We start from the raw sequence: 26,076 nt of genomic DNA on the forward strand, positions 1-26,076 counted from the left end.
CCTCGGCATGTCCTCTCCCGCCTCCTCGCCCAACTCCTCCCCGTGGATGGCTCCTCCCTTCCTGCTCACCGCTGTGCTGGTGTTGGTGAGCTCTGGCTCCCTGTGGGGCGTGAGCACGGCTCGCCAGGATGCGGCCGACCAATCCCGCATGGAGGAGCGCGCGCAGATGCAGTCCACAGCCGCCCAGCTCGCCGCGCTCCAGGTCCGCCTCGCCACCGTTGAGACCGATGCGGCTGGCACGCGGCGCCTCATTGACACCGAACTGGCTGGCCTCCGTCGCGAGATGGAGCGGATTGCCAAGGCGGTAGAGCGGATGAGCGACGCCCAGCCCATGCGCACCACTCGTCGCGGCGACTAGCCCTCACCCCCGCGGCCTCGTGCCGCACCACCCCGGAGCCACAATGCCCCGTGCTGTCCGTCGTCCCTCGCGCTGTTCTCTGCTGGTGCTGCTCCCGCTACTCACCCTCGGCCTGCCTGGCTGTGCGCTGTTTCATGCGCAGCCTTCCGCGCCGCTGCCGGCCGTATCGCCTTGCGAGGCGTGGAAGGCTGCCGCGCTCGCCTGGCAGATGGTGAACCTCACGGTGGAGCGGCAGATCGAGGTGAGCCAGGCGCAGGCCTGTACGCTGCCTCCGGCCCTGCCTCCTGCGGCCACCCCGTAACCCACGCTTGCTCGTGCACTCGGCCCCGCCCTCCGCTGCTCTGGGGCGGGGCCTTCTTCTGTCCTCAGTCATGGCCCCATGACCCGAAGCATGCCGGGCCTGGGTGGTCTGGACACTCCCGCGCCCCACCGCAGAAGCACGGCACGACATACGCTCTGGAGCAGCACGCATTCGGCGGTACCGCCATCTTCGGCGCCTCGGCTGGCAGGCCCACCTTCGCATGCCGCAGGTACTCCAACCGTGCTTCCCTCCGCCGCTGCTCCTCGCTCTGCCTGTTCTGGCTCATGACTCTCAAGAAGAGGAGGCTCATCCCGAGAAGAGGTCCGGCTGCACCTCCTCGAGCGCAATGGCCTGTGCCCTGTTGGCGAGTTGCCCGAGCAACTCCAGTTGGCGCGGATCCATGGCCACCCCGAGCTTCGTTTGCTTCTCCAGCTTCCTGCGCCCCTCGCGCAGCAGCCGTGCGACGAGCCTGTACGTGCCCTGCTCTACTGGGGTGAGCTTCATCCCGCGTCCTCCTGGTCTCGGTACTGCCTGGGCGTGAGTGGGCGCTCCGGCGCCCTCCCTCTCTTCCGCAGTCGCCTGCGCCATGCCTCTATGGCCTTCACGCTCAGCCCCCACCGCTCAGCGAGCAGCGAGGCTTTCATCCGCCACACCTGCTCGAGGAAGCGCGCTGGCACCTCCCTCCGCTTGAAGCGCCAGGCCGTCATGCCGCGACCCTCGTGTGCTTGTCGCCTCGCAGGTTGGCTCGCACAACCGCCTCCGCAGCCTCGGGGCACACGCTGTTTCCGATGAGCCGCACCTGCGCAGCCTTCGATGTGGCGGCGCTCATGTCGTAGTTGCTGGCGAACCTTCCGAACTGGGCGCGCAGCAGCTCGTGGGGCTCCAGCATGCGCATGCCGATATCGACGATCTGGTAATCCACCCCGTGCACGGCGACGAGGCCCACCCGGTGCTTGGCGGTGATTGTCCGCATGGGTTCGTTGACACCGGCCCACTGTCCGCCGCTGCCGTAGTACTGCATGAGGAAGGCGTGGACTGCGGCGATGTGGTTCCCTGAGGCCTTCACTGTCGGCATGGGCTCATCCAGGGCTGCTCCGTGACATTCGCCGTTCAGCTTCACCAGCGTAGCCGCCGAGAGGGCGTGGTGGTCCGTGGCCGTGATGGTGTCCATTGGGCTCGCCAGCGAGGCGCCCGGCGTCATGTGCCCGCCGTAGTGCTTTGAGAGAAACGCAGCAACCAGCGCATGCCCTCGCCGCTGAGCGGTCACCGTCGAGAGCGGGTCCTGGGCTGGCTCTGCCCTGTCCGTGCGCCCCCCGTGGTTCACCTTGAGGATGTGCGGCACCACCAGCGATCGGTCATTCTTCGCGGTGATTGTTCCCACCGGCGCACTCAGCGGCGTGGGCGGCGTCTGCCCAGCACGCCCGCCGCAGCCGATGATGAACGGCTCTGGGTTCTCCAACACGAAACGGCGGATGCCTTGGGCGATGCGCCAGAGCGTCTTCTCCGCGAGCGGCTTCTTGCGCTCGAAGATGCTGGGGCATGGCAGATCCCAGTCGATGCACTCCGCCGTTCGGAGAGGCAACTTCCCCGGCCCGTGCGTGGGCTCTGGCCAGCGGATGGGCTCCCCATCGCACCGCCCCACGAGGAATAGCCTCTTGCGGCGCGTACGTGCTCCGTAGTGAGAGGCATCCAGCACTCGATACTCAACCTGGTACCCGAGGAACTCCAGCCGGGCGCGCCACTGAGCAAACGTCTCTCCCATGCGCGCTTTGTCCGGCTGGCCATCTGGCCCCAACGGGCCCCACGTGCGGAACTCGGCGACGTTCTCCAGGAAGATGCAGCGAGGCCGCACGGCCTGCGCCCACTCCACCACCACCCATGCGAGGCTGCGGATGTTCTTCTCCCGCGGCGTGCCGCCCTTGGCGATGCTGAAGTGCGTGCAGTCCGGCGAGGCCCAGAGCACATCGACCGGCCGGCCGCCCGTGGCCTCCTGCGGCCGCACCTCCCAGATATCGGCCGTGAGGTGGCGCGTGCTCGGGTGGTTCTCCGCATGGACGGCGAGCGCGGTTGGGTTGTGGTTGATGGCAATGTCTACAGGCCGCCCGAGCGCGGCCTCAATGCCCGTACTGGCTCCGCCCCCCCCCGCGAACAGATCGACGACGAGCCCCTTCCGGTTGCGTGCGTGCATCGTCATGACCTGCCCGCCTTCCTCTTGCCCTGCTTGTTCTCGGCAATGGCCAGACGCTGGGCTAGCTCGGGGTGCTCGGCGAGGCTGGCCTGCCTAAGCTCCACCTCCACCCGAGGCTCGCCATCTCCCACCACCTTGACGATCTCCCACTCGGCAATCTGCCTGTCGTCGCCGATGACGCGCGCCTTCACCAGCGCATCCTCGAGCAGCTTCAGCCGGTTGCCCCCGTCGCTCGCGATGGTCGCCACGTGCACCTTGAGGCGCATGGCGAGCGGGCCCCTGCGCAGTTCCGTGGGCCGGCGTACCGTCAACAACAGGAGGTGCGCCTTGCTCGCCCACCGCCGTGCCTCCGCCGTGTGGGCCAGCCGGAGAGCACCTCCTGGAAGACGCACCGGTTGCAGGGACTCGTTGACGCTTGGGGGAATGGGCAGGACTGCGCGGAACACCACGCTCATGTGTCACTCCTTGCGGAGATAGGTAGGGAAGGAAGGAGCGGCCCCGCGCTCACTGCGGGCAGCCGCTTCAGGAACTCTCTGGCAATGAAGAGCAGCGCCACACACTGTTCGCGGGTGAGGCTCTCTGGGCTCTCCCACGGCAGGCCCGCGTTGCGCCGTGCGGCATGGAGTGCCTCCCGCAACTGCACTCCCTCGGCGCTCTGCGCTCCCTGGCTCTCGGCTACGGCCACGAACTGCTCGGCGGGCACCTCGAACCGGACGTCGTCCAACGCCCTGTCCACCTCGACCCAGGCCCGCTCGGTGAGCCTTAGGTAGTGGAAGGCGGTGCTCAGCGAGGGATGGCCGTGCGCTACGCCCTCCATGGCCTGCCCCAGCGCTCGCAGCACTTCCCAGCGGAGGCCGGCTTGCTGGGGCGGTGTCATCGCCTGCCTCCGACTTCCAGCGGCGCCACCGCTTCGTCACCCCACACCAGCCAGCCCGGCCGCGGCGGCGGCCCACGGTGGAACATGGAGAGGTACGGGCCATGACTGCGCGCCTCTACCAGCGCATAACTCCGCGCTGGCTTCTCCGAGTGCTCGCCGCGCTCCACCGTGTGCAGCCAGTGGGTGCCCTCGCTGCGCGAGGCAGTTAGCACCTGTGGCGCGCGACCCTGGCCTCGCACGCCGAAGAGGACGTGCTCTGTCTGCCCGCGGAAGTACTGCCCCAGGCCGGCGTGCTTCTTGGTCCACGTGAGCACCGTCACCGGCCGGAAGCCCAGCGCGCGCATGAGCTCGTGCCCGTCGCCCTCCGCGAGGATGGTGTTTGTCACCCAGAGGTACAGGTGGGCATCGTCGTGTGGCCGCCACATGCCGGAGCGCCGCACCACCTCGCGCACCTCAGGCGTGGAGAGCAGCGGGTAGTGCCCCTGTGCGCCCCTGCCGCCTCCGCCTGCCTCCTGTGCCCACGGTGGATCCACCACGCACGCGCACCACAGCGGAGCGTGCTCCGGGAAGAGAGAGGCGTTCATGCCGCCCCCTCGCCCTTGCGCTGATCGCTCATGGCCGCACCTCACACACGTGCTCAGGCTCGCCCGGCCCGGTGTAGAACCCCTGCCAGCAGCGGCTGCACCACTGGGGCTCCAGGCCACAGCGGTGCCGCAGGTGGCCAGGCTTGGAGCAGTGGTGGCGGCCGCAGGCGTCGCAGCGGACGAGCTGGGCTCCACAGAGGCACCAGCGAGCGCCGCGCACCTGCGCACGGACCTCACTCGCATCCTCTGGCGCTTTCACACGCACCACGCCCTTCATGGCCGAGCTTGGGCCTGCGCCTTCCAGCACTTGGCGGCGCACCTCGGCGAACGCCTCTGCAGGCAGATGCCACAGCCCCTGAGCGCCCTTGCACGGTACCGGCCTCACCAGCTGCACCACGCCCTCGAGGTGCCAGTGCCACTGCCCCGCCACAGCCCAGCGCGAAGCGCTGTCCCGGGAGGCGCCCGCGAGCATGGCCACGGCCACCACCGCGCCGCGAGGGCAGGCGTGGCGGCCTGGAACCTTCAGGCCGAACTCCTGCCGAATGCCCTCGGCGCTCTGCTGGTCGTAAACGAGGCCCGCGTGTATGGCCAGCGGCTGGCCCACCCGCGCCTGGTACGGCGCCCACACACGGTTCTCCACGTCCTTGCCCAGCTCGGCAACCGCGGTAGCCCACGGCTGCTGCAGGGTGAGTGCGTGGAGGGCCGTGGCGGAGCGCAGAAGCTCGGCCACGGAGGGGCTCACGGCGTGCCCTCCCATTCTTCCGCCGCCTCACCCCGTCCCTGCGCGTGCTGGTGGACTGCCAGCGCGAGCATGCGGAGGAAGAGCCCCCGCCACTGGATGATTGTCGCGAGGCGGATCCATGCCTCCCCATCCAGGCGCTCAAGGAGCTCGGCCTGCGCTTCGAGCTCCGCGCCCAGCTCGCGCGCACGGTGCTCGGCTGCCTCTGCGCGGGCCTCCTGCGCATCTGCCTTCTGGAAGGCGCCGTCTCGCTCCCGCTCGGCCTCGGCGCCGCCGCGGCGTGCCTCGGACAAGTCCAGCGTGAGCCCCTCCACCTCCTCGCGCAGCCGCCCGCACTCGCGCCGCACCTCTTCCAGTTCGCGCGCCAGGCCGGTGACCTTGCCGATGATGTGGCCGCACTCACCCGGCGACGCATCACTGCCCAGCACGTAGTTACAGAGGTCCGCCACGTCCACCGTGGGCGCCGAGCCCGTCCCGGAGAGCCCTCGCTCCGCCCCGGTACTACTGGGGCTGCGCTCGGGGACGCCGCTGCTCGTCCCCCCCCACACGACGCCCGCGGCCCTCTCCTTGAACTCCCGACGCCATCCCTCTGACGTCTTCTCCCACGGCTGGCGCGAGTACTCCGCCCACAGCGCCCTCGCCACCCTCTCAATCAGCCCCGGGAGACCTCCCTTGCCCCCTGCGCTCTCTTCTCCTGGCCCTGCGGAGCCCCCTCGTGAGGCCCCCTGAAAGGTGTTGTCTCCCATTGAGGTCTCGATGGACCGCACCTTGGCCATGAACCACCGCAAGCGCCTGAGACAGTTGCAGTAGCCAGCGCCGCAGTTGAGCTGAAGAGGCCGCGTGGAGCCGGTCCTGCTCATACAAGGAAACACCGTCGATCCATTGCATGACGAGGAACGGGTGGTGAGTGGCAGCCGGAGAGAGCCACGAGCCCTGGTCCAGCAGACGAGGGATGCTGGGATGGTGACAGCGCGAGAGCAGCTCTGCCTCGCGTGCGAAGCGGGGGTCCGCGGGACGCACCGCCAACTTGAGAGCCACCGGAGAGGCGTACGGGTCGCGAGCGGGAACGGCCCGGTAGACGGCACCAAAGACCCCGCATCCGGTCCAGGCCTCTACGCGCCAGCCACCGATCACGGTGTCGAGGGGGAGCAAGACAGGGTGAAAGGGGGCAAGAAGGGCCGGGCGATCCATGGAGTGCCTGGGAAAGGAGAGAAGACCGATGCAGTCTGTGCGGCCCAACCTACCTCACGCGTAGGAAACGCAGGAGGAGGAAGCGGTCGATGTATGGGCCGCCGGTGGATTCCATCCCATCCACCTGAGAGCCCTCCCCTCCCTGCACGCTCCACGGGCAGGAGGACGGCTCGAAGCCGCGCTCGCCCTGGAGACCTACCTTCCTGGGAACGTCACCCCACCAGGAGCGAGTCATGGACCACATGCCCTATGAAGACACAGGGATGAGCGCCAGCCCGGAGCCCGAGCCGAAGCGCGAAGCGCCCGTCGAGGATCCAGGCCGCACTCCGCAATCCGCCGAAGGCCCCGAGAAGGAAGAGCGGAAGGTGCCCGCGGGGGAGCCCGGCAAGACGCCCGGCTCGGCTGAGGGAGAGGACCCCGACGAGTTCCCGAACGCGCCTCGGTACTGAAACCCGCCCACCGCACGCCGCAGCGGGTACAGTGCGCCCCTCCTATGGCCCGCAAGCCCCCTCCCCGTCGGCCCTCGGCCTCCCAAGACAAGTCCCCGAGCCGGAGCCGCTGGGAGGGCAAGGCGAAGCCTGACTGGCTGTCCCGAGCGCTCGCCCGCGCCGGTGTGTTCCCGCTCCCCGAGGCCGAGGAGGCCATCCGCGCCGGACGCGTCACCGTCAACGGGCGCGTGGTGAGCCAGCCGCTCGCGCCGGTGCCCGAGGGCGCCGTGCTCCGGGTGAACGGAGCCGAGATCCCGCGCGAGGTGGAGACTCGGGTGCTGGCCTTCCACAAGCCCGCGGATCTGCTCACCTCCACCGTGAGCCAGCACCGCACGGGCACTGTCTACGAGGTGCTGCTGCCCCAGCTGCCCGATGAGCTCTCTCGCTACACCTGGCACGCCATCGGCAGGCTGGACCGCGGCACCACGGGGCTGCTGCTGTTCACCAATGACGAGAAGCTCGTGGCCCACGCCACCTCGCCGGAGACGCACCTGCCCAAGCGCTACGTGGCCACGGTGCAGGGCACGGCGGACGAGGAGAAAATCGAGCCCCTGCGCCGAGGCGTCATGTTGGAGGACGGCCCAACGCGGCCCGCCAAGGTGAAGCTCCGGGACGAGCACACCGTGGAAGTCGTTGTCACCGAGGGCCGCCACCACCAGGTGAAGCGCATGCTCGGCGCCGTGGGGCTGCCCGTGCAGGCCCTGCACCGTGAGGCCGTGGGCGGCGTGGAGCTGGACGTGTCCGAGGGCACCTTCCGCCTGCTTACCCCCGAGGAGATCTCCCAGGGCCTGGGCTACAGCGGCCGGAGTTGAACTCCTCGCTTGCAAGCTCCTTCAAACCCCGGCGCCACTCGCGTACGTTCCGCCTGCACAGCGCAGGGGAGCTCCGCGAATGGCTGACTTCGATCTGGTGGTGATTGGCTCCGGCCCCGCGGGCGAGCAGGGCGCCGTGCAGGCCGCGCGCCTGGGCAAGCGTGTGGCGCTGGTGGAGCGAGCGTCCGTGCTCGGTGGCACCGCCGCCAACACCGGCACCCTGCCCTCCAAGACGCTGCGCGAGACGGCGCTCTACCTCTCCGGCTACCGCGCCCGCGGCCTGTACGGCGTGGAGTCCACCCTGCGCCACCAGGCCACGGTGTCCGACTTCCTCTACCGCGAGCGCCGGGTGAAGGAGACCGAGCGCCAGCGCATTGGCACCAACCTCCAGTTCAACAACGTGCAGATGATCCACGGCCTGGGCTCGCTGGCCGACGCGCACACCGTCCTGGTCCGCCGCGAGGGCCAGCCCGAGCGCCGGCTCACCACGGACTACGTGCTCATCGCCACGGGCTCCTCGCCCTACCGGCCGCCGCTCTACCCCTTCGATCATCCCCGCGTGCATGACTCGGATGAGCTCCTCGATCTGCCCGCGCTGCCCAAGGCCATGGTCGTGGTGGGCGGCGGCGTCGTCGGCTGCGAGTACGCCTGCATGTTCGCCGCGCTGGGCACCTCGGTGACGCTGGTGGACATGAAGAAGGAGGTGCTGCCCTTCCTCGACGACGAGTTCTCCGAGCTGCTGCGCCAGCGCATGGAGGCGCTCGGCGTGCGGATGCGCTTCGGCTTCACCGTGGAGTCCGTCCAGGCGCCGGACAACCCCACCGAGCCCATCCGGCTCACGCTCTCCGGCAACGAGGTGCTGGAGGTGGATCAGGTGCTGGTGGCCTCGGGCCGCTCGGCCAACACCTCGGGGCTGGGGCTGGAGACCGTCGGCGTCAAGCTGGGCCCGCGCGGCCACGTGGAGGTGGATGCCTCGTACCAGACGGCCGTGCCCCACATCTACGCGGTGGGGGATGTGATTGGCTTCCCGGCGCTGGCGTCCACCTCCATGGAGCAGGCGCGCCTGGCGGTGCTGCACGCCTTCGGGCATCCGTTCAAGCCCGCGCCGGTGCTGCCCTACGGCATCTACACCATCCCCGAGGTCTCCATGGCCGGCGAGACCGAGGAGGCCTTGCGCTCCAAGAACGTCCCCTACGTCGCGGGCCGCGCCGCCTTCGTCACCAACCCGCGCGGGCAGATCATCGGAGAGATGCACGGGATGCTGAAGCTGCTCTTCCACCGCGAGAGCCTGAAGCTGCTGGGCGTGCACGTGCTGGGCGAGCAGGCCGCGGAGCTGGTGCACGTGGGCCTCACGGCGCTGGTGGCCGGAGCCGGCGCGCAGCTCTTCGTGGAGACGTGCTTCAACTACCCGACGCTCTCCGAGGCCTACAAGACGGCCACCTACGACGCGCTCCAGCAGCTCCAGGCCGGGGCGAAGTAGGCGGCGCCCCGCTCAGCGCGAGCCCTTGAGGCTGCCCACGGTGAGCCCCGCCATCGTGGGCGCCACGCGGTTGATGCCATCCCCGGAGGAGCGCGCCAGGGTCTGGGCCGGAGGAGCCAGGCGGCTCGCCGGAGCGGCCCTGCTGCCTCCGGCGCCTCTCAGCAGCTCCCGCACGCGCTCCCAGCGGACCTTCTCGTCGGCGATGATGCGAGAGAGCTCGTCGCGTGCGGCCGCATCCTCCAGCCCGGCCGCCGCCGCCGCCACCTTGTCGAGGAACGGCATCAGGTAGCCAAAGTCCCTGTCGAATGCGTCGGGGTTCGCCACGTGTACCTCCGCCGAGAGCCGGAGCGCCACCCTACCCCATCTCCCCCCAGGCGGGAGAGGATCCGCCCTCCCGAGTGTCCAGTCGTTCTCCGTCACACCCAGCCCATCCGGGACTCCTCTCAGGAGACCCCTGGGGCGCGCCCGCGGGGAGGGCGGACGAGTTCATGCCACGGCGCGCGCATCCTCACCCAGAAGCCCGCCAGAGCCTGCCATGCACGGAGAACCCACCCCGCGAAATGAGCTCGAGTCCTTGGGCACGAGTGAGCAGGACTTCGATGACTCGCTGCTCCAGGCCGTCGCCGATCCTCCCTCGCCGCTGAGGCTGCCCGAGCCAGGCACACGGCTGGGCGGCCCGGGGGGAGACCGCTTCGAGATCCTCGAGAAGCTGGGCGGCGGCGCCATGGGCTGCGTCTTCCGAGCATGGGACGAAGCGCTGCAGCGCACCGTGGCCCTCAAGTTCCTCCTGCCCCGAGGCCGGCTGCCCGGGAAGCTGATGAGCTCGCTGCTCCGCCAGGAGGCACGGGCCGTGGCGCAGCTCGATCACGAGCACATCGTCCGCATCTTCGATGTCGCAGAGTGGGACAGCCCACCCTGGGAGCCACGCGTCCCGTTCCTGGTGATGGAGTACCTGGAGGGCGAGACCCTGGCCTCGCTGCTGCGGCGCGGGCGGCTGGACGTGCGCCGGGCGCTGGAGCTTTTGGAGGGCATCACCGCGGGGCTGGCCCATGCCCACGCTCGGCACGTCATCCACCGAGATCTCAAACCGCGCAACATCTTCCTCACCCGCGAGGGCCGGGCGAAGCTGCTGGACTTCGGGCTGGCGCACTTCAGCACGGCCACCGGCTCGGGCGTGCCCCCACTGCCCACGGCGGGCACGCCCTCGTACATGGCTCCGGAGCAGTGGCAGGGAGCCCCGCAGGATGCGCGGACGGATGTCTGGGCCGTGGGCGTGCTGCTGCGCGAGATGCTCACGGGAGAGCCCCTCTACCAGGCGGACTCGGCGGAGGAGTTCCGCGAGAAGGTGATGGCCCCAGAGCCCGTGCCCTGGGTGCTCGAGCGCCTCCCGAATCTGCCCGAGGGCGTGGAGGTGCTGCTGACCAAGGCGCTGGCCAAGGCCCCCGAGGCGCGCTTCCCCACGGCCGTGGAGTTCCACCAGCGGGTGTCTCAGCTCCTGGAGCAGCTGGGGCCGGAGCCCTCGAAGCCCACCTCCGCGCCTCAACGCCGGCCGCTCACCCTGGTCGCCTGTCAGCTCGGAGGATGGGATGGCGCCTCGGAGGAGCTCGATGCGGAGGACGCTGGAGAGCTCCAGGCGGCCTTCCATCAGCTCTTCTCCCAGGCCATCGCCTCGCACGGAGGATCCGTCGCCTCCTGCCTGGGCAATCAGGGGCTCGCGTGCTTCGGCTACCCACGGGCCCACGAGGACGACTCGGAGCAGGCGGTGCACACCGGACTGCGCCTCGCCGAGACCTTGCCCGAGGCCCTCCAGCAAGCCCTGCCCCACCTTCCCCGCTCGCGGCTCTCGGTGAGGGTGGGTGTCCACACGGGCTCGGTGGTGGTGGACCGGAGGTTCTCGGACTCGAACCCCGGCGGAGTGTGGGCCATCCAGGGCGAGGCTCCCTCGGTGGCCACAGGGCTCGCCCGGCTGGCGAAGCCTGGCGCGGTGCTCCTCAGCGGCACCACGTGGACGCTGGTGCGCGGCTCCTTCAAGGCCCAGGAGCTGGGCTCACGCGCCTTGGAGGGAGTGGCGAGCGGGCCTCGCGTGGAGGTCCATCGCGTGCTGCACCCTCGACGGGTTCCCCTGCGGTTCGCCCGGGTGCTGTATGCCGGTGGGCTCACGCCGCTGGTGGGGCGCGAGCAGGAGCTGCGAACCCTCACCCAGCACTGGGAGCAGGCCGCGCGAGGACAGGGCTCCTGCGTGCTGCTCGTCGGCGAGGCCGGCCTGGGCAAGTCCCGCCTCATCCAGGAGCTAAGCGGGCGGATCTCGACGGAGACGGCGGTGCTGGCCCGGAGCCAGTGCTGGCCCCAGCTCCGCAACAGCGCCTTCCACCCGCTCATCGAGCTGATGCGCTCCCTGCTCCGCCTCGGCCCGGAGGCCTCCGAGGCCACGCTGCGTGAGCGCCTGAACGCGCTCGGCCTGGAGCCGGAGCATGCGAGACAGCTCGCGATGCTGATCTCCCCCTCCGCCCCGGGCAATCTGCTGCTCCCACGCCTGGAGCCCGCGCAGCAGCAGGCCTGGCGGGAGCAGCTCTGCGTGGCGCTGCTGGCACTCGCGCGGAAGGCCTCTGGCGAGCGTCCGCTCCTCGTCATCCTGGAGGATGTGCACTGGGCCGATCCCTCCACGGTGGCGCTGCTCGGGCTGCTGCTCCAGCGGCTCGAGGGGAAGCGGTTGCTCCTCGTGCTGAGCGCCCGCCCCGACTTCCAGCCGCCCTGGCCGCAGCGGACCGCCCTGCACCGGCTGGTGCTCGAACGCCTGCCGGCCGATCTGACCGCCACGCTGGTGAAGCAAGTCGCCCATGGACAGCCACTGTCCGATGAGGCCCTCGCGGATCTGGTGAAGAGAACGGACGGAGTGCCCCTCTTCGTGGAGGAGATGGCGCGAATGGTGCTCGCGCGCTCCTCCGGCTCCAGCCCGGCGCAGGAGCGTCCCTCCATCCCCATCACCCTGCACGAGCTGCTGCTGGCGCGGCTGGATACGCTGCCCGTCCGGCAACGCACGCTGGCGCAGCGCTGCGCCGTGGTGGGGCGAGACTTCAGCGCCGCCCTGCTCGCCTATCTCTGGACGCAGGAGGACGGCGCGCTGGAGCCGGAGCTGGCGGGGCTGCTCGAGTCCGGAATGCTCCAGCCACTGGGGGGAGCCACCGCGCCCGGCTACCAGTTCCGGCACGTGCTCTTCCAGGAGGCCGCCTACCTCTCGCTCACGCGGAGCCTGCGGCGGCAGCACCACGCGCGCATCGCCCAGGTGCTGACGGAGCACTTCCCCGAGATGGCCGAGGAGCGGCCGGAGGTGCTCGCCCACCATTACACCCAGGCGGGGGCCCCCGGGCCCGCCGTGCGCTGGTGGATTCGAGCCGGAGAGCTGGCCGAGAAGCGCTCGGCGGACGCGGAGGCGGTGGGCCACTTCTCCCAGGCGCTGAAGCTGCTGCGCGAGCTGCCGGAGGAGGCGGGACGCAACCGGCAGGAGCTGTTGATCCAGCTCATGATGGGGCTCTCGCTGATGCGGACCCAGGGCTTCCGCTCCCCCGAGGTCGAGCGGGCCTACGCACGCGCCGCGGACCTGCTGCTGCTCACCGGCCTGGAGGGAACCTTCCGGCTGGGGCTGCTCACCTGGGGGATCTCCTCCTACTACTTCGGGCGAACCGACTTCGAGCCGCTGCAGCGGCTGGCCGAGGCCATCATCTCCCAGGGCCGGCGCACGAAGGATGCCGCGCTCCTCGTGGAGGGACACCGGATGCTGGCGCCCTCGCTGCTCATGCGTGGGAAGCTGGCCGCCGCCGCGGAGCAGATCGAGCGGGCGGTGGCGCGCGCGCGCTTCAGCCCCGAGCAGCGCCCGTCCCTGCTCCTGGAGTACGGGGTGGATCCCACGGTGGGCTCCCTGGTCATCGCCTCGGGCATCCACGCGCTCCTGGGCCGGCCCACCGAGGCCCGGTGGGAGGCCCGGCGAGCCTTGCACCTGGCGCGGCAGCTCGGCGATCCCCGGACACGCGCCTTCGCGCACACCTATACAGCCCTGAGCTGCCTGAACCTGAGAGAGCCTGCCTGCGCCCTGGAGCGGGCGGACGAGGGCATCTCCCTCTGCCGCGAACACCACTTGGACTCCTGGCTGCTGGTGGCCCTGTTCACCCGAGGCTGGGCGCTCATGGAGCAGGGGCGGGGCGATGAAGGCTACGGCCTGGCGCAACACGTCATCGAGCTCTGGAAGCGCGCGGGCTGGTGGACCCACCTGGCCGCGGCCCTCCTCTACGTCGCCGAGTTCCACCTTCGCCGGGGAAGGACCGAGGAAGGATTGCAGGCCGTGCGCGAGGCTGGGCAATGGGCGCGGAAGACAGGCGTGCGCCTGGAGGACGCGGAGCTGGCGCGCGTCCATGGGGAGCTGCTGCGCCAGCTCGGCGAGGAGGACGAGGCCCGGCGTTACCTCGTGCGAGCGCTCGTCATCGCCCGGCGCCAGCACCACCGGCTCGCGGAGCTTCGCGCGGCGACCCGCCTGGCCCGACAGCTCCGGGACCAAGGCCAGCAGGAGCGAGCAGAGCGCTTGCTGACGCGGTACTGCGGCCGGTTCGGCGCGCGCCTGGAGCTGCCGGATCTCCAGGTGGCGCAAGCGCTGCGGACCGAGCTCCGCCTCGCCCCTGAGCCTGCCCTCAAGGTGATTTGACCCTCCTGCGCTCGCTCGGAGAGCCAGCGTCCCTCCGAGCCCGGCATCCTCTTCACTCCGTTCCCATCCTCCATCGAGGCAGCCAGCCCCCTGTCCTGGCGCCGCGAACCCGACGGAACGAGGAGCCCATGGCCGGAGACAGCAAGAAGGTCGTCGTGATCGGAGCCCTGGCGAACGGTGCCATCGCCTTCTGCAAGCTCCTGGTCGGCGTGCTGGCGCACAGCTCATCGCTCATCGCCGAGGGGCTGCACTCGGTGGTCGACACGGGCAACAGCCTGCTCCTGAGGCTCGGGCAGAAGCGCGGCGAGCTGCCGCCGGATGAGCAGCACCCCTTCGGGCACGGCAAGGAGCTCTTCTTCTGGACCACCACCGTGTCCTTCGCGATGTTCGCCGTCAGCGGCTGCGCGGCGATCGTCGAGGGCATCGTGCACCTCGTCCACCCGGGGGAGCTCGAGGACCCGAAGTGGACCTATATCGTCATCTCCGTGGCCATGGTGCTGGCCGGCTACTCGTTCGTCGTCGCCCTGAAGGAGTTCCGCAAGGACCATAAAAAGGGCGAGGGCTTCTGGAAGTCCTTCGAGCGCGCCCGGGATCCCTCCAAGTTCATGGTCGTCATGGAGGACGGCGCGGAGATGGTGGGCCTGGTGATCGCCGGAGCCGCCGTCTGCCTCTCGCACCTGCTGAAGCTGCCCCAGCTGGACGCGGTGGGCTCCATCCTCATCGGCTGTCTGCTCTGCACCATGGCGCTGCTGGTGGGCAACGAGAACCGCAAGCTGCTGGTGGGCGAGGCGGCCGAACCGGAGCTGATCCAGCACGTCACCCAGCTGACCGAGCGCCACCCCGAGGTGGAGCGCGTCTGGGAGGCGCGCACCATGCACATGGGCCCCAAGACGGTGCTCATCGCCATGGGCGTGGAGTTCCGCCCGGACCTGAAGGCCGAGGAGATCGCCCACGCCGTGGCTCGCCTCCAGGACGAGGTGAAGCAGGAGCACCCGGAGGTGGCCCACCTCTACCTGGAGCTCCGGGATGGGGCGCATGACGACAAGGCCCCCGTGGAGGAAGGAGGGCGGCCGCTCGGCTCGCACCAAGGGAACTCGCGCGACCAGCCCGTGGGGCAGCCCTGAGGCCCTCGGCTCAGCCGTGGTACACGCGCGAGGCGACGATCTGGCCGCCCTTCACCTCCAGCACCTCGGCCACCGGCAGGGGCGGCTCGTTGGGCGCGTGGCGCACGTACTCCATGAAGACGCGCTCCCCGTCCGCCGTCAGCGCCGTCTCCTCGTAGCGCAGGCCGGGCAGCCGGGCGATCGCCTCCCTCCACCACTTCTCCAGCGCCCGCTTGCCCACCAGCTTGCCGCCCGTCTCCGGGTGCAGCACCCGGATCTTCGGCGAGGTGTGCGTGCAGTCCTCGGCATAGAGCGCCACCAGGGCGTCCACGTCATGGGCGTTGAAAGCGTGCAGCCAGGCTCGGGCCAGAGAGAAGTTTTCGTTCGCGCCCATGGTTGAAGTCCTCGGAAAATGCACGGCGGGGCCCCTTTTCTGCAGCCGCCTGGCTTCCCCTATATAAAGGTATCGGCCCAATCAGTAGGCGGGGGTGGGAGCACGTAAGTTCCCATCAGCAATGCGGATTTGGCTGGAAAGTTCAACCTGTGGGAAGTAGAGGCCCCGCCTGCCCTGTTCCCCCAGGCGTTTTTCAAGAGAAGAAGGACCGGATCGTGGCCTCCAACGTACCCATCGAAAAGATTCGCAACATCGGCATCTCCGCCCACATCGACTCGGGCAAGACGACTCTCTCCGAGCGCATCCTCTATTACACGGGCCGCATCCACGAGATCCACGAGGTCCGTGGCAAGGACGGCGTCGGCGCGAAGATGGACTCGATGGATCTCGAGCGCGAGAAGGGCATTACCATCCAGTCCGCCGCCACCTACGCCATGTGGGGCGACTACAACATCAACCTGATCGACACCCCGGGACACGTGGACTTCACCATCGAGGTGGAGCGCGCGCTGCGCGTGCTCGATGGCGCCATCCTGGTGCTCTGCTCGGTGTCCGGCGTTCAGTCCCAGTCCATCACCGTGGACCGGCAGATGAAGCGCTACAAGGTTCCGCGCATCGCGTTCGTCAACAAGATGGACCGCGCCGGCGCCAACTATGACCGCGTGGCCGCCCAGCTGAAGGAGAAGCTCCACCACCACCCGGTGAAGCTCCAGTTCCCCATCGGCGCCGAGGACCGCTTCCAGGGCCTGATCGATCTGCTCAGCATGAAGGCGTACTACTTCGATGGTGAGAACGGTGAGATCATCCGCGAGGAGGCCATCCCCGCGGACATGCTCGCGGAGGCCAAGACGCGCCGCCAGGAGATGATCGAGGGCGTGGCCGAGGTGGATGACCAGCTCGGCGAGCTGTTCCTCTCGGACTCGGCCATCACCGAGGAGCAGATCCGCGCCGCCGTCCGCCGGGCGACCATCGCCCTGAAGATGACGCCGGTCATGTGCGGCTCGGCCTACAAGAACAAGGGCGTGCAGCTGCTGCTGAACGGGGTGACCAGCTACCTTCCCAACCCGAAGGAAGCCACGAACATCGCCCTGGACCAGAAGAACAACGAGGCCCAGGTCATCCTCGAGTCCGACCCGGCCAAGCCCTTCGTCGGCCTTGCGTTCAAGCTGGAGGACGGCCGCTACGGCCAGCTCACCTACATGCGCGTCTACCAGGGGCGCGTGACCAAGGGTGACTTCATCATCAACCAGTCGAACCAGAAGAAGGTCAAGGTTCCTCGTATCGTGCGCATGCACTCCAACGAGATGAACGACATCACCGAGGGACAGGCCGGTGACATCATCGCCCTGTTCGGCGTGGAGTGCGCCTCCGGCGACACGTTCACCGACGGCGGCGTGCAGTACACGATGACGTCCATGCACGTGCCGGACGCGGTGATCTCCCTCGCCGTGTCTCCCAAGGAGCGCACCAGCACGGCCAACTTCTCCAAGGCCCTCAACCGGTTCACCAAGGAGGATCCCACCTTCCGCGTGCACCGCGACGAGGAGAGCGCCCAGACGATCATCAGCGGCATGGGCGAGCTGCACCTGGAGATCTACATCGAGCGCATGCGGCGCGAGTACAACTGCGAAGTCATCGCCGGCAAGCCGCAGGTGGCCTACCGCGAGACGATCAGCCAGAAGGGCGAGTTCGCCTACACGCACAAGAAGCAGACCGGTGGCTCCGGCCAGTTCGCGCGCGTGTGCGGCTACCTCGAGCCCCTGCCGGCTGACGCCGTGCAGCAGTACGAGTTCGTGGATGACATCGTCGGCGGCTCCATCCCCCGCGAGTTCATCCCCGCGTGCGACAAGGGCTTCCAGGAGGCCATCAAGAAGGGCAACCTGATTGGCTTCCCCGTGGTGGGCGTGCGCGTGGTCATCAACGACGGCGCGTTCCACGCGGTGGACTCGAGCGAAATGGCGTTCAAGACCGCGGCCATCATGGGCTTCCGTGAGGGCTACGCCGCGGCCAAGCCGATCATCCTCGAGCCGGTGATGAAGGTGGAAGTGCAGGCCCCGGAGGACTTCCAGGGCTCGGTGGTGGGTCAGCTCAACCAGCGCCGTGGCACCATCCTCAGCACCGAGAACCGCGAGGGCTACCTGGTGGCCGTGGCCGAGGTGCCGCTGAACACCATGTTCGGCTACTCCACGGACCTGCGCTCGGCCACTCAGGGCAAGGGTGAGTTCACCATGGAGTTCGCGAAGTACTCGCCCGTGCCGAAGAACGAGGCCGAGGCGCTGATGGCGGCCTACCGCGAGAAGCTGGCCGCCGAGCAGGCCGCGCGCAAGTAGTCCGCGGGCCTTACGCATCATCCAAGCAGTCGCGGGAGGGCGCCTCGCGGGTGGAGGCGCCCTCTCCGTTTTTCCGGCTCCGCCTGTGCGGGTGCCTGCCACCCGCGACAGGAAAACATGACGTTCGAAGATCTGAAGTTGTCCGAGCCGTTGCTGCGCGCGGTGAAGGAAGAGGGCTACACCACCCCCACCCCCATCCAGCTGCAGGCCATTCCGCCCGCGCTCGAGGGCCGGGACGTGCTGGGGTGCGCGCAGACGGGCACGGGCAAGACGGCGGCGTTCGCGCTGCCCATCCTCCAGCGGCTCTCCACCAGCCGCTCCCCCGCGCAGGGCCGCCCCATCCGCGCGCTCATCCTCACCCCCACCCGCGAGCTGGCCAGCCAGATCGCCGAGAGCTTCCAGGCCTACGGCCGCCACACCAAGCTGTCGTGGGCGGTGATCTTCGGGGGCGTGGGGCAGAACGCGCAGGAGCAGGCGCTGCGCCGCGGCGTGGACGTGCTGGTGGCGACGCCCGGGCGCTTGTTGGATCTGATGAGCCAGGGGCTCGTCTCGTACAAGGCGCTCGAGGTGTTCGTGCTGGACGAGGCGGACCGCATGCTGGACATGGGCTTCATCCATGACGTGAAGCGCGTCATCGCCCAGCTGCCCCAGAAGCGGCAGACGCTGTTCTTCTCCGCGACGATGCCGCCGGAGATCCAGGCGCTCTCCAAGAGCCTGCTGAAGGATCCGGCTCGCGTCGAGGTGGTGCCGCAGTCCACCACGGCCGAGAAGGTGGATCAGCGGCTGTACTTCGTGGAGCGGGAGCAGAAGCGGCACCTGCTGGTGCACCTGCTGGGCGACACGGCCATCCGCCGGGCGCTGGTGTTCACGCGCACCAAGCACGGCGCCAACCGGGTGACGAAGCAGCTCATGGCGGCGCGCATCACCGCCGAGGCCATCCACGGCAACAAGAGCCAGAACGCCCGCGAGCGGGCGCTGGACTCCTTCAAGGATGGGAGCTGCCGGGTGCTCGTGGCGACGGACATCGCCGCCCGCGGCATCGACATCGAGGGCATCACCCACGTCATCAACTTCGATCTGCCCAACATCCCCGAGTCCTACGTGCACCGCATCGGCCGCACGGGGCGCGCGGGCGCGGCGGGCACCGCCCTGTCCTTCTGCGACGGCGAGGAGCGGGCGTACCTGAAGGACATCGAGCGCACCATCCGGCGCCACGTGCCGGTGGTGGCGGATCATCCGTTCCGCTCCGGCTCCTCGGTACCGTCGCCCACGGCGCTCGGCGAGGAGCAGGCCCGGCCAGCGCAGGAGGGCCAGCGCTCCCACGGTGGCCAGCGGCGCCAGGGCGGACAGCGGCACGCGGGTGGCGGACAGCGGCACGGCGAGTCGCGCGGTAACGGCGCCCAGGCCGAGGGTCCTCGTGGGGAGGGGCAGCGGCGGCGGCGGGGCCACGGCCGCGCAGGTGGCCAGGGCGGAGGGGCTCGGCAGTCGCAGGGGCAGCACCGGGGCTCCGAGGGACGGGGCTCCTCGGGTGCGGCTCCGGCGCCGGCTTCGGCGTCTTCCCGGCCGCCCGCGCCTCCTGTGCGCACCGCCCCGAAGTGGCTCTGAGGTAAAGAGGGGCCCGTGACCCTGCTCCGCGCCGCCAACGTCCAGCTCGCCTTCGGGAGCCGTACCGTCTTCGAGGGGCTCACCCTCACCATCGAAGAGGGCGAGCGCGTGGGCCTGGTCGGCGTGAACGGCTCGGGCAAGTCCTCGCTGATGAAGATCCTGGCGGGGGTGTCTCGGGCGGACGCGGGAGAGCTGCAGCTGCGCCGCGGCGCCCGCGTCACCTACCTGCCGCAGGAGCCCGAGTTCCCCGAGGGCGCCACGGTGGCCTCGGAGCTGTCCGTCTCGCAGGGGCCGTTGAAGGAGGCGCTCGCGGCGCACTCGGAGCTGAGCCGCAAGCTGGAGGCCACTCCCGCCGAGGCGCACGAGAAGCTCCTGGAGCAGCTCTCCGCGCTGTCGGACCGCATTGAGCAGCTCGGCGGCTGGGACACGGAGCACCACGCCAAGATCCTGTTGGATCGGCTGGGCGTGAAGGACTGGGACCTGCCGGTGGCGCAGCTGTCCGGCGGCCTGCGCAAGCGCGTGGCGATCGCCCGGGCGCTGCTGACGCGTCCGGAGCTGCTGCTGCTGGACGAGCCCACCAACCACCTGGACGCGGACACGGTGGACTGGCTCGAGGAGGAGCTGGACAAGCTCCCTGGCGCGCTGCTGCTGGTGACGCACGATCGCTACTTCCTGGACGGGCTGGTGGATCGGATGGTGGAGATCCAGCCTGGCGGAGGCGCCGTCTCGTACCCTGGCAACTATGAGGCGTACGTGGAGCAGAAGCTGGTGGCGCAGGAGAACGCGGCCCTGGCCCAGCACAAGCGCGAGCGGTGGATCACCCAGGAAGTGGCGTGGCTGCGGCGAGGCCCCGAGGCGCGGCGCACCAAGAGCAAGGCGCGCATCGATCGGGCTCGGAAGCTGATGGCGGAGCGAGGCTTCGAGCGGCCCAAGGTGGCGGCGCTGCAGGTGCTGGCGGCTCCACGGCTGGGGCACACCGTCATCGAGGCGGAGGGCATCCAGAAGTCCTTTGGAGAGCGGCGGGTGCTGAAGGGCGTGGACTTCCGGCTCCAGCGCGGCGAGCGCGTGGGGCTGGTGGGCCCCAACGGCGTGGGCAAGACGACGTTCCTGCGCGTGCTGCTGGGCGAGGTGCCACCGGACGGGGGCAAGCTCGTCATCGGCAAGAACACGAAGGTGGCGTACTACGATCAGACCCGGGCCTCGCTGGATCCGGAGCAGACGGTGTACGAGGCCGCCTCGCACGGCGAGGACTGGGTGGAGCTGGGCGACAAGAAGATCGCCCTGCGCGACTACCTGGAAGATCTGCTGTTCCCGGTGCCCATGCAGCGCCAGAAGGTGGCGGCGCTGTCCGGAGGCGAGCGCAACCGGCTGCTCTTGGCGCGGCTCTTCCTGGAAGGCTCCAACGTGCTGGTGCTGGACGAGCCCACGAACGATCTGGACATCGTCACGCTGAACATCCTGGAGGGGCTGCTGCTGAGCTTCACCGGGAGCGTGCTGCTGGTGACGCACGATCGGTACTTCCTGGACAAGGTGGCCACGTCCATCCTGGCCTTCGAGGGGGAAGGCCGCGTGGTCCGGTACGAGGGCAACTACGCCATGTACCGGCGCCTCAAGGATCAGGCGGAGGCGGCCCAGGCCGCGAGCACCGCCGCGCCCGCGCCGAAGAAGGAGTCCCCTGCCCCGCCCCCGGCCGAGGCCCCCAGGTCTGCGCGCAAGCCCGGGAAGCTCTCGTACAAGGACCAGCGCGAGCTGGAGGGGATGGAGGCGGCGATCGAGGCGGCCGAGACGCGCAAGGCGGAGCTGGAGGCGAAGCTGGCCGACCCGTCCGTCTACAGCAGTGCGTCCAAGGTGCCGGAGCTCCAGCGCGAGTTGGAGGCGGCCTCCAACGAGGTGGACCGCCTGTACGCGCGCTGGCAGGAGCTGCAGAACCTCGTCAGCGGCGCCTGACACTTCTGTAATCTGCGCGCGTGACAACGCCGGATGGAAGTTCCCTCGACGCGCCAGAAGCCACAGTGATCGAGCCCCAAGGGCTGCGTTCCCTGGCGTTCCCATTCTGGGTCTGGCTCATCTCCCGTGGGGTGCTGTTCTTCGCGGCCTGGGTGGGGTTGTACTCGGATCGCCGGATGGTCGTGCCGGCGTCGATGAGCACGTACTACCAGGCGGTGCCGACCTTCGAGGCCTTCTGCCGCTGGGACTGCGGCTACTACATCTTCATCGCTCGGGATGGGTACACCCGGCTGATGGAGACGAACTTCTTCCCGCTGCTGCCGCTGCTCACCCGAGCCCTCTGGTTCATCACTCGGATTCCCTTTCAGTGGGGCCTGCTCATCATCTGCAACGCCGCAACCCTGGGCGCCTTGGTCGTCATGTTCCGCATGTTCCGGCGGCTGGTGGATGAAGCGACCGCGCGCTGGGGCGTGCTCCTGTTCGCCGCCTACCCCTTCGCCTTCTTCTACGCCTCCGGGTTCACCGAACCGTTGATGGTGCTGTTCTCCGCGCTGGCGCTGGAGCTGGCGCTGCGAGGCCAGCACTTCCGGGCGGGGGCCGCGCTGGGCATCGGCTCGCTCTCGCGCCACGTGGCGCTGCTGGCGGGCCTGGGGCTGCTCATCGCCCAGGTGCAGCAGCGGCCTCACCCCCGCCGCTTCTTCAAGAGCCCGGCCTGGTTGGCGCTGTTCGTGCCTTGGCTGGGGCTGCTCGGCTACTGCATCTACCTGAAGCTGGCGTTTGGCGACTACCTGGCGTTCTACGCGGCGCGGGATGTCTGGGGGCCCATGTCCTACTGGAGCCTCGCCGACTTCTGGCGGATGTCCCCCGCCGAGCAGGCGGGCCTGATGCCTGCCGCCATGTCCATTCCCTTCGCGGCGCTGGTGCTCATCGGAGTGCTGATCACCGTGCGCCACAGACCCTCGTGGGCGCTAGCCTCGTACGGACTGCTGCTCTGTGCCGTCTTCTCGGCCATCGGGTTCGTGGCGATTGGCCGCTACTCCTCGTCCTGCTGGCCGGGCTTTCTGGGCTGGGGCATGGTGGCGGCACGGCGGCCGATGCTGGGCATGGCGCTGCTGAGCATGTTCACGATGTTCCAGGGGATCTTCTTCTACATGCACATGCACCAGCTGCATGTGCTCTGACCCCCGAGCCCACCCAACGCTCGCCGGATGACGGGGCGCATCCTCGGCTGGGATCCGCCGCACATCTTCGAGCACCTCAGCCCTGGTCATCCGGGCAGCGCCCACAGTCCTTCTCACAGCTGTTGGAGCGGGCCCCCCGGCCGCACGACTCGGTGAACTGGCAGATGCCATCACCGCACGAGTAGATGGTCTCCTTGGAGACCCGAGTCGTGATGGGCTTGTAGGTGACACCGTTCCACGTGCAGTCCCCGTAGAACTCCTCGCCGTGGACCCGGTCGCAGAGCTTGTCGCACCTGCCCGCGTACGTGAGGGGCGCGCAGTCGTTGCGCTGCGACGGATCCACACTCGAGAGTTCGCACGCGCGCGGAGAGCTCTCGTTATCGCGCAAGCGGGGGCTGTCCGCGCCAAAGAAGACTCCCTCTCCATTGAAGAGGTTGCCGAAGAAGCAGGCCTCCTTGCGCGAGTACCGGTGGAGCTCCTGGTCCGAGAAGGGAATGAGCTGTCCGGTGGCGCCCTGGCCAAGCACGGAGATGACGACGGACACGCCGAACTTGTTGACGTGAGCCGCCAGACACGCCGAGACGATCTGCTGCTCCGCGAGCGTCGCGGGCTGCCCGCTGGCCCAGTCCGGAGCCAGCCCCAGCTCGCCCGTCCAGCTGTAGGTGATCTGCGTCTGCGGGTCCGTGTACGTGCGGACCACGCCCGCGGGGACGGCACAGCGAACGAGGTACCGCATCACCTTCTCACTCTGGTCCGGATCCTGTGAGAACCACGCGGCGAAGCCGTTGGCCGACAGCCCGTTGGCCGACAGCCCGTTGTAGGACAAGCCATTGTAGGACAAGCCATTGGCCGACAAGCCATTGTAGGAAAGGCCATTGAGCGTCAGGCCATTCGGCGAGTCGAGCTCCTGGTGCTGGCTGGCGAGGGATGAAAGCCCGGCCTCAGGAGCCACCGGGCCGCAGGCCACGACCGTGGCCAGCAGCGACAAGGAGAGCGCCGCCACGAGGCATGACGGGACTCGGATCCACTCGCGACGGCAGAAGCCTTCCTCACAGCACATGGACTGCGTCATGGCGCCCCCCGGGGCAAGAAGTTGGCTGCAGAGAGAGAGTGCCGCCAGTCTGGCAATCCATGAAACTCGCCGCGGAGCGATTCGCCGTCCGCGATAGCTCGTGAACGGAAGGCTCGTGCAGTGGCGAACGTTGACCGTGAGACTGTTCGCTGCCCGCCTTCCGGCTCGTACGGAAGGGAGGGGCTCGTCCATCCTCGAGCTGCCGCTCGGCGCCCGCCAGCCTCGTTGAAGCGCGCCCCGCGCCCCCGGAGCTACTCGGAGCGCAGCGTCACCATCGGATCCACCCGCGAGGCCCGAAACGCCGGCAGCCATGTGGACACCAGCGTCACCGCGACCAGCGCCGCCGGGGCCGAGACGAACACCCACGGATCCCACGCGCTCACGGAGTACAGCTCGTGCTCCAGCAGGGGCGTGAGCTTGAAGGCCGCCGCCACGCCCAGCGCCACCCCCACCAGCACCGCGGACAGTCCCCGGCGCAGCACCAGCCACACCACCGCGCTCCGCGGCGCTCCCAGCGCCAGGCGCACGCCCATCTCCCGAGCCCGCTGGTTCACCCGATAGGACAGCACGCCGTAGAGGCCCACCGCGGCCAGCGCCAGCGCCAGCAGCGCCATCAGCCCCAGCAGCAGCGTGTTGAAGCGCTGCGGCCCCACCGAGCGGGAGATGACCTGCTCCATGCTCGTGACGTCCGTCACCGGCTGCGTCGGATCCACCGCCCAGATCTCCCGCCGCAACGTCTCCGCGAGCGCCTGACGGTCTCCCGAGGCCCGCACCAGGAGGCTCTGAGGCAGCATGCTCGCGAACCGCTCCAGGAGCGGCGCGGGCATCTGTCCCAGGGGGATGTAGACCACGGGCTGCGGCTCCTCTCCCAGCGCCAGCTCGCGGACATCGCTCACCACGCCGATGATCTCCCGCGGCTCCGGATCGACGATCTGCGGGATCGAACTCCCCAGTGTGATGTGCTGCCCGAGCGGCTCCCCGTCTGGCCAGAAGCGGCGCGCCGCGGCCTCGTTGATGACCGCCACGGGTGCGCTCGCGCTGCGATCGAGATCGTCCAACAGCCGTCCACGGACCCGCTCGATCTTCAACGCGTCGAAGTAGCCGTGAGTCACTGGCCGGTAGTGCGCCCGGGCCATCTTCCCGGGGGCACCCTCCCCCTCACGGCGGCCCTGGATGATGAAGTCCAGCCGCAGCCCGGACTCCAGCGGGAGTGTCAGCGCGAAGCCCGCCGCCTGGATGGAGGGCTGTCCCTTCAGCCGCTCCGTGACCCGGTGGGCAAAGGACTCGAGGGCCTCGGGCGTGCCGTAGCGGGACTCGGGCAGGGACAGCTTCGCCGTCCACACCTCCCGCGAGTCAAAGCCTGGGGCGATGCTCCTCAGCAGGACGAAGCTCTTCGCCAGCAGCGAGGCCCCGATGAGCAGGATGACGGCGAGCGTCACCTGCCCCACCACCAGCACCCACTGGGTGCGCCCCCGAGGAGGACTGGAGGTGGCTGACAAGGCGCTCACCCGGAGCGAGCCGCCCGGACTCATCCGGGAGGCCTGCCACGCTGGGAGCAGCCCGAACAGAAGCCCCGCCAGCACGGAGATGCCCAGGGTGAAGGCGATCACCCGGCCCCCCATGGCGGCCTCCTCCGGCGCCAGCAGCCCCTCGGGAGCCAGCGCCAGCATCGAGGGCAGGAACCAGGTGGCCAGCAGCAACCCCACCGCCCCGCCCGAGACGGACAAGAGGACGCTCTCGGTGAGGAACTGGCGGAAGATCCGAGCCGCGTTCGCCCCCAGGGCGATGCGCACGGACAGCTCCCGTTCCCGGCCCATCCCCCGGGCGAGCTGGAGACTGGCCAGGTTGACGCACGCGACCAGCAGCACCAGCCCCACCGCGCCCAGCAGCACCAGCAGCGGTGTCCGCACCTGGTGGACCTTCACGGACTGGAGATCGCCGGCATCCAACCAATCCCCGGGGCGCACCGCGCCGGGGCGGCTCGCACCGAGTTGCTCGCCCTGTGCCTTCACCTGGGCAGCGGCCTGCTCCGGCCTGGACTCAGGCTTCAGCCGCCCCACCACCATGAGGTAGTGCGTGTCCTCCGTGCTCGCCGGATCGAGCCGGAGCGGGAGCCACACCTGCGCGGAGCGCGGGTACGCGAAGCCGGGTGGCGCCACGCCGATGATGGTGAAGTCCTCACCGTCCAGGTTGAGGGTGCCCCCGATGGCGTCCGGGCGGCCCCCGAGCCGGCGCTGCCACAGCTCATGCGCCACCACCACCACGCGCGGCCCGCCCTCGGCGTCGTCCCCGGCCCGGAAGCCGCGGCCGAGCACGGGCGAGACGCCGAGCACCTCGAAGAAAGACGGGGTGACTCGCGCTCCCCGGATGCGCTGGGGAGGAATCTCCCCGCTCAGGTTGAAGCCGCTGTCGATCACCGGCCACGCCGCCAGACGCGAGAACGGCTGCTCCTGGCGGAGCAGGAACGCGTACTGCGGAACGGAGAGCGGGGCATCGTCCCGCCCGGGATCGTGGCGCACCACCTGGAAGAGGCGATCCGGCTCCAGGAAGGGCAGCGGGCGCAGCAACACTCCGTTCACCACGCTGAAGATGGCCGTGTTCGCCCCGATGGCCAGCGCCAGCGAGAGGACGGCCACCGCGGTAAAGCCAGGGCTCTTGCGAAGAAGGCGCGCGGCGAATCGAAGGTCGTCGCGCAGCTCGACCATGCCTCCCTTTCCAGTGAGCCGTCCCGCA

23 protein-coding genes are annotated in these 26,076 nt (G+C 69.4%); 11 read left to right on the forward strand and 12 right to left on the reverse strand.

Features of this window, described 5'->3' with window-relative positions; all coding sequences use genetic code 11:
• Positions 1–46 precede the first annotated feature (46 nt).
• Positions 47–358: a hypothetical protein gene (locus ACJ8AT_RS06230; protein ID WP_407736688.1), complete on the forward strand. Its 312-nt coding sequence runs from the start codon at positions 47–49 to the stop codon at positions 356–358.
• Between the two features lie 43 nt (positions 359–401).
• Positions 402–659 carry a hypothetical protein gene (locus ACJ8AT_RS06235; RefSeq protein WP_407736689.1) on the forward strand — a complete coding sequence of 86 codons (258 nt, stop codon included), beginning with the start codon at positions 402–404 and terminating at the stop codon, positions 657–659.
• Between the two features lie 306 nt (positions 660–965).
• On the opposite strand, the gene ACJ8AT_RS06240 is transcribed toward ACJ8AT_RS06235, so the two are convergent.
• The 8 genes from ACJ8AT_RS06240 to ACJ8AT_RS06275 form a co-directional block, all read right to left on the reverse strand.
• Positions 966–1,163 carry a hypothetical protein gene (locus tag ACJ8AT_RS06240; RefSeq protein ID WP_407736690.1) on the reverse strand — a complete coding sequence of 66 codons (198 nt, stop codon included), beginning with the start codon at positions 1,161–1,163 and terminating at the stop codon, positions 966–968.
• 199 nt (positions 1,164–1,362) lie between these two features.
• Positions 1,363–2,853, reverse strand: coding sequence for a DNA cytosine methyltransferase (locus ACJ8AT_RS06245; RefSeq protein ID WP_407736691.1), 1,491 nt, complete (start codon positions 2,851–2,853; stop codon positions 1,363–1,365).
• On the reverse strand, positions 2,850–3,302 hold the full coding sequence (locus ACJ8AT_RS06250) for a RusA family crossover junction endodeoxyribonuclease (protein ID WP_407736692.1): 453 nt from the start codon (positions 3,300–3,302) through the stop codon (positions 2,850–2,852). Before ACJ8AT_RS06250 ends, ACJ8AT_RS06245 begins: the two co-directional genes overlap by 4 nt.
• The gene (locus ACJ8AT_RS06255; protein ID WP_407736693.1) at positions 3,299–3,724 is read right to left on the reverse strand and encodes a hypothetical protein; all 426 of its coding nucleotides are present in this window, start codon (positions 3,722–3,724) and stop codon (positions 3,299–3,301) included. Before ACJ8AT_RS06255 ends, ACJ8AT_RS06250 begins: the two co-directional genes overlap by 4 nt.
• A complete protein-coding gene (locus ACJ8AT_RS06260) occupies positions 3,721–4,308 on the reverse strand; it encodes an MT-A70 family methyltransferase (RefSeq protein WP_407736694.1) in 588 nt (195 codons plus the stop codon). Before ACJ8AT_RS06260 ends, ACJ8AT_RS06255 begins: the two co-directional genes overlap by 4 nt.
• A 28-nt stretch (positions 4,309–4,336) precedes the next feature.
• Positions 4,337–5,050 carry a hypothetical protein gene (locus ACJ8AT_RS06265; RefSeq protein WP_407736695.1) on the reverse strand — a complete coding sequence of 238 codons (714 nt, stop codon included), beginning with the start codon at positions 5,048–5,050 and terminating at the stop codon, positions 4,337–4,339.
• Complete coding sequence (locus ACJ8AT_RS06270) at positions 5,047–5,595, reverse strand: hypothetical protein (RefSeq protein ID WP_407736696.1); 549 nt, start codon at positions 5,593–5,595, stop codon at positions 5,047–5,049. Before ACJ8AT_RS06270 ends, ACJ8AT_RS06265 begins: the two co-directional genes overlap by 4 nt.
• Before the next feature lie 100 nt (positions 5,596–5,695).
• Positions 5,696–6,238, reverse strand: a complete 543-nt coding sequence (locus ACJ8AT_RS06275; RefSeq protein ID WP_407736697.1) for a protein kinase domain-containing protein — start codon at positions 6,236–6,238, stop codon at positions 5,696–5,698.
• 233 nt (positions 6,239–6,471) lie between these two features.
• Here ACJ8AT_RS06275 and ACJ8AT_RS06280 point away from each other — a divergent pair, with 233 nt between their 5' ends.
• The 3 genes from ACJ8AT_RS06280 (at position 6,472) to sthA (ending at position 9,018) form a co-directional block, all read left to right on the forward strand.
• Positions 6,472–6,687, forward strand: a complete 216-nt coding sequence (locus ACJ8AT_RS06280; RefSeq protein WP_407736698.1) for a hypothetical protein — start codon at positions 6,472–6,474, stop codon at positions 6,685–6,687.
• Positions 6,688–6,731: 44 nt separating this feature from the next.
• Positions 6,732–7,538 (forward strand): pseudouridine synthase, encoded by an 807-nt coding sequence (locus ACJ8AT_RS06285; protein WP_407736699.1) that lies wholly within the window; start codon positions 6,732–6,734, stop codon positions 7,536–7,538.
• A 79-nt stretch (positions 7,539–7,617) separates the two neighbouring features.
• A complete protein-coding gene (sthA, locus tag ACJ8AT_RS06290; RefSeq protein ID WP_407736700.1) occupies positions 7,618–9,018 on the forward strand; it encodes a Si-specific NAD(P)(+) transhydrogenase in 1,401 nt (466 codons plus the stop codon).
• Positions 9,019–9,030: 12 nt separating this feature from the next.
• On the opposite strand, the gene ACJ8AT_RS06295 is transcribed toward sthA, so the two are convergent.
• Entirely contained in the window at positions 9,031–9,342 is a 312-nt protein-coding gene (locus tag ACJ8AT_RS06295; protein ID WP_407736701.1) for a hypothetical protein, read from the reverse strand.
• A 250-nt stretch (positions 9,343–9,592) separates the two neighbouring features.
• Between ACJ8AT_RS06295 and ACJ8AT_RS06300 the strand changes: the two genes are divergently transcribed.
• Together ACJ8AT_RS06300 and ACJ8AT_RS06305 are read left to right on the forward strand one after the other, a co-directional pair.
• Positions 9,593–13,711 carry a protein kinase domain-containing protein gene (locus ACJ8AT_RS06300; RefSeq protein ID WP_407736702.1) on the forward strand — a complete coding sequence of 1,373 codons (4,119 nt, stop codon included), beginning with the start codon at positions 9,593–9,595 and terminating at the stop codon, positions 13,709–13,711.
• 128 nt (positions 13,712–13,839) lie between these two features.
• On the forward strand, positions 13,840–14,835 hold the full coding sequence (locus tag ACJ8AT_RS06305) for a cation diffusion facilitator family transporter (protein ID WP_407736703.1): 996 nt from the start codon (positions 13,840–13,842) through the stop codon (positions 14,833–14,835).
• A gap of 10 nt (positions 14,836–14,845) precedes the next feature.
• Here the strand turns inward: ACJ8AT_RS06305 and ACJ8AT_RS06310 are convergent, their stop codons facing one another.
• Positions 14,846–15,208, reverse strand: a complete 363-nt coding sequence (locus ACJ8AT_RS06310; RefSeq protein WP_407736704.1) for a nuclear transport factor 2 family protein — start codon at positions 15,206–15,208, stop codon at positions 14,846–14,848.
• Between the two features lie 215 nt (positions 15,209–15,423).
• Between ACJ8AT_RS06310 and fusA the strand changes: the two genes are divergently transcribed.
• The 4 genes from fusA to ACJ8AT_RS06330 all read left to right on the forward strand — a co-directional run bounded on the left by fusA (position 15,424) and on the right by ACJ8AT_RS06330 (position 22,271).
• Entirely contained in the window at positions 15,424–17,538 is a 2,115-nt protein-coding gene (gene fusA, locus ACJ8AT_RS06315) for an elongation factor G (protein ID WP_407736705.1), read from the forward strand.
• Between the two features lie 117 nt (positions 17,539–17,655).
• Positions 17,656–19,143: a DEAD/DEAH box helicase gene (locus ACJ8AT_RS06320; protein WP_407736706.1), complete on the forward strand. Its 1,488-nt coding sequence runs from the start codon at positions 17,656–17,658 to the stop codon at positions 19,141–19,143.
• Positions 19,144–19,158: 15 nt separating this feature from the next.
• The gene (locus tag ACJ8AT_RS06325) at positions 19,159–21,090 is read left to right on the forward strand and encodes an ABC-F family ATP-binding cassette domain-containing protein (RefSeq protein ID WP_407736707.1); all 1,932 of its coding nucleotides are present in this window, start codon (positions 19,159–19,161) and stop codon (positions 21,088–21,090) included.
• Between the two features lie 65 nt (positions 21,091–21,155).
• A complete protein-coding gene (locus ACJ8AT_RS06330; protein WP_407736708.1) occupies positions 21,156–22,271 on the forward strand; it encodes a glycosyltransferase family 39 protein in 1,116 nt (371 codons plus the stop codon).
• Between the two features lie 76 nt (positions 22,272–22,347).
• On the opposite strand, the gene ACJ8AT_RS06335 is transcribed toward ACJ8AT_RS06330, so the two are convergent.
• A complete protein-coding gene (locus ACJ8AT_RS06335) occupies positions 22,348–23,343 on the reverse strand; it encodes a hypothetical protein (protein ID WP_407736709.1) in 996 nt (331 codons plus the stop codon).
• Positions 23,344–23,594: 251 nt separating this feature from the next.
• Positions 23,595–26,048, reverse strand: a complete 2,454-nt coding sequence (locus tag ACJ8AT_RS06340) for an ABC transporter permease (protein WP_407736710.1) — start codon at positions 26,046–26,048, stop codon at positions 23,595–23,597.
• Positions 26,049–26,076: the final 28 nt, after the last annotated feature.

The organism is Hyalangium sp. (assembly GCF_045802625.1).
Lineage (GTDB): Bacteria > Myxococcota > Myxococcia > Myxococcales > Myxococcaceae > Hyalangium.

Excerpts from the sequence above, each read along its gene's own strand:
- ACJ8AT_RS06230 (WP_407736688.1), top strand. The coding sequence starts at position 47 with ATGGCTCCTCCCTTCCTGCTCACCGCTGTGCTGGTGTTGGTGAGCTCT.
- ACJ8AT_RS06235 (WP_407736689.1), top strand. The coding sequence starts at position 402 with ATGCCCCGTGCTGTCCGTCGTCCCTCGCGCTGTTCTCTGCTGGTGCTG.
- ACJ8AT_RS06240 (WP_407736690.1), bottom strand. The coding sequence starts at position 1,163 with ATGAAGCTCACCCCAGTAGAGCAGGGCACGTACAGGCTCGTCGCACGG.
- ACJ8AT_RS06245 (WP_407736691.1), bottom strand. The coding sequence starts at position 2,853 with ATGACGATGCACGCACGCAACCGGAAGGGGCTCGTCGTCGATCTGTTC.
- ACJ8AT_RS06250 (WP_407736692.1), bottom strand. The coding sequence starts at position 3,302 with ATGAGCGTGGTGTTCCGCGCAGTCCTGCCCATTCCCCCAAGCGTCAAC.
- ACJ8AT_RS06255 (WP_407736693.1), bottom strand. The coding sequence starts at position 3,724 with ATGACACCGCCCCAGCAAGCCGGCCTCCGCTGGGAAGTGCTGCGAGCG.
- ACJ8AT_RS06260 (WP_407736694.1), bottom strand. The coding sequence starts at position 4,308 with ATGAACGCCTCTCTCTTCCCGGAGCACGCTCCGCTGTGGTGCGCGTGC.
- ACJ8AT_RS06275 (WP_407736697.1), bottom strand. The coding sequence starts at position 6,238 with ATGGATCGCCCGGCCCTTCTTGCCCCCTTTCACCCTGTCTTGCTCCCC.
- ACJ8AT_RS06280 (WP_407736698.1), top strand. The coding sequence starts at position 6,472 with ATGGACCACATGCCCTATGAAGACACAGGGATGAGCGCCAGCCCGGAG.
- ACJ8AT_RS06285 (WP_407736699.1), top strand. The coding sequence starts at position 6,732 with ATGGCCCGCAAGCCCCCTCCCCGTCGGCCCTCGGCCTCCCAAGACAAG.
- sthA (WP_407736700.1), top strand. The coding sequence starts at position 7,618 with ATGGCTGACTTCGATCTGGTGGTGATTGGCTCCGGCCCCGCGGGCGAG.
- ACJ8AT_RS06305 (WP_407736703.1), top strand. The coding sequence starts at position 13,840 with ATGGCCGGAGACAGCAAGAAGGTCGTCGTGATCGGAGCCCTGGCGAAC.
- ACJ8AT_RS06310 (WP_407736704.1), bottom strand. The coding sequence starts at position 15,208 with ATGGGCGCGAACGAAAACTTCTCTCTGGCCCGAGCCTGGCTGCACGCT.
- ACJ8AT_RS06320 (WP_407736706.1), top strand. The coding sequence starts at position 17,656 with ATGACGTTCGAAGATCTGAAGTTGTCCGAGCCGTTGCTGCGCGCGGTG.
- ACJ8AT_RS06335 (WP_407736709.1), bottom strand. The coding sequence starts at position 23,343 with ATGACGCAGTCCATGTGCTGTGAGGAAGGCTTCTGCCGTCGCGAGTGG.
- ACJ8AT_RS06340 (WP_407736710.1), bottom strand. The coding sequence starts at position 26,048 with ATGGTCGAGCTGCGCGACGACCTTCGATTCGCCGCGCGCCTTCTTCGC.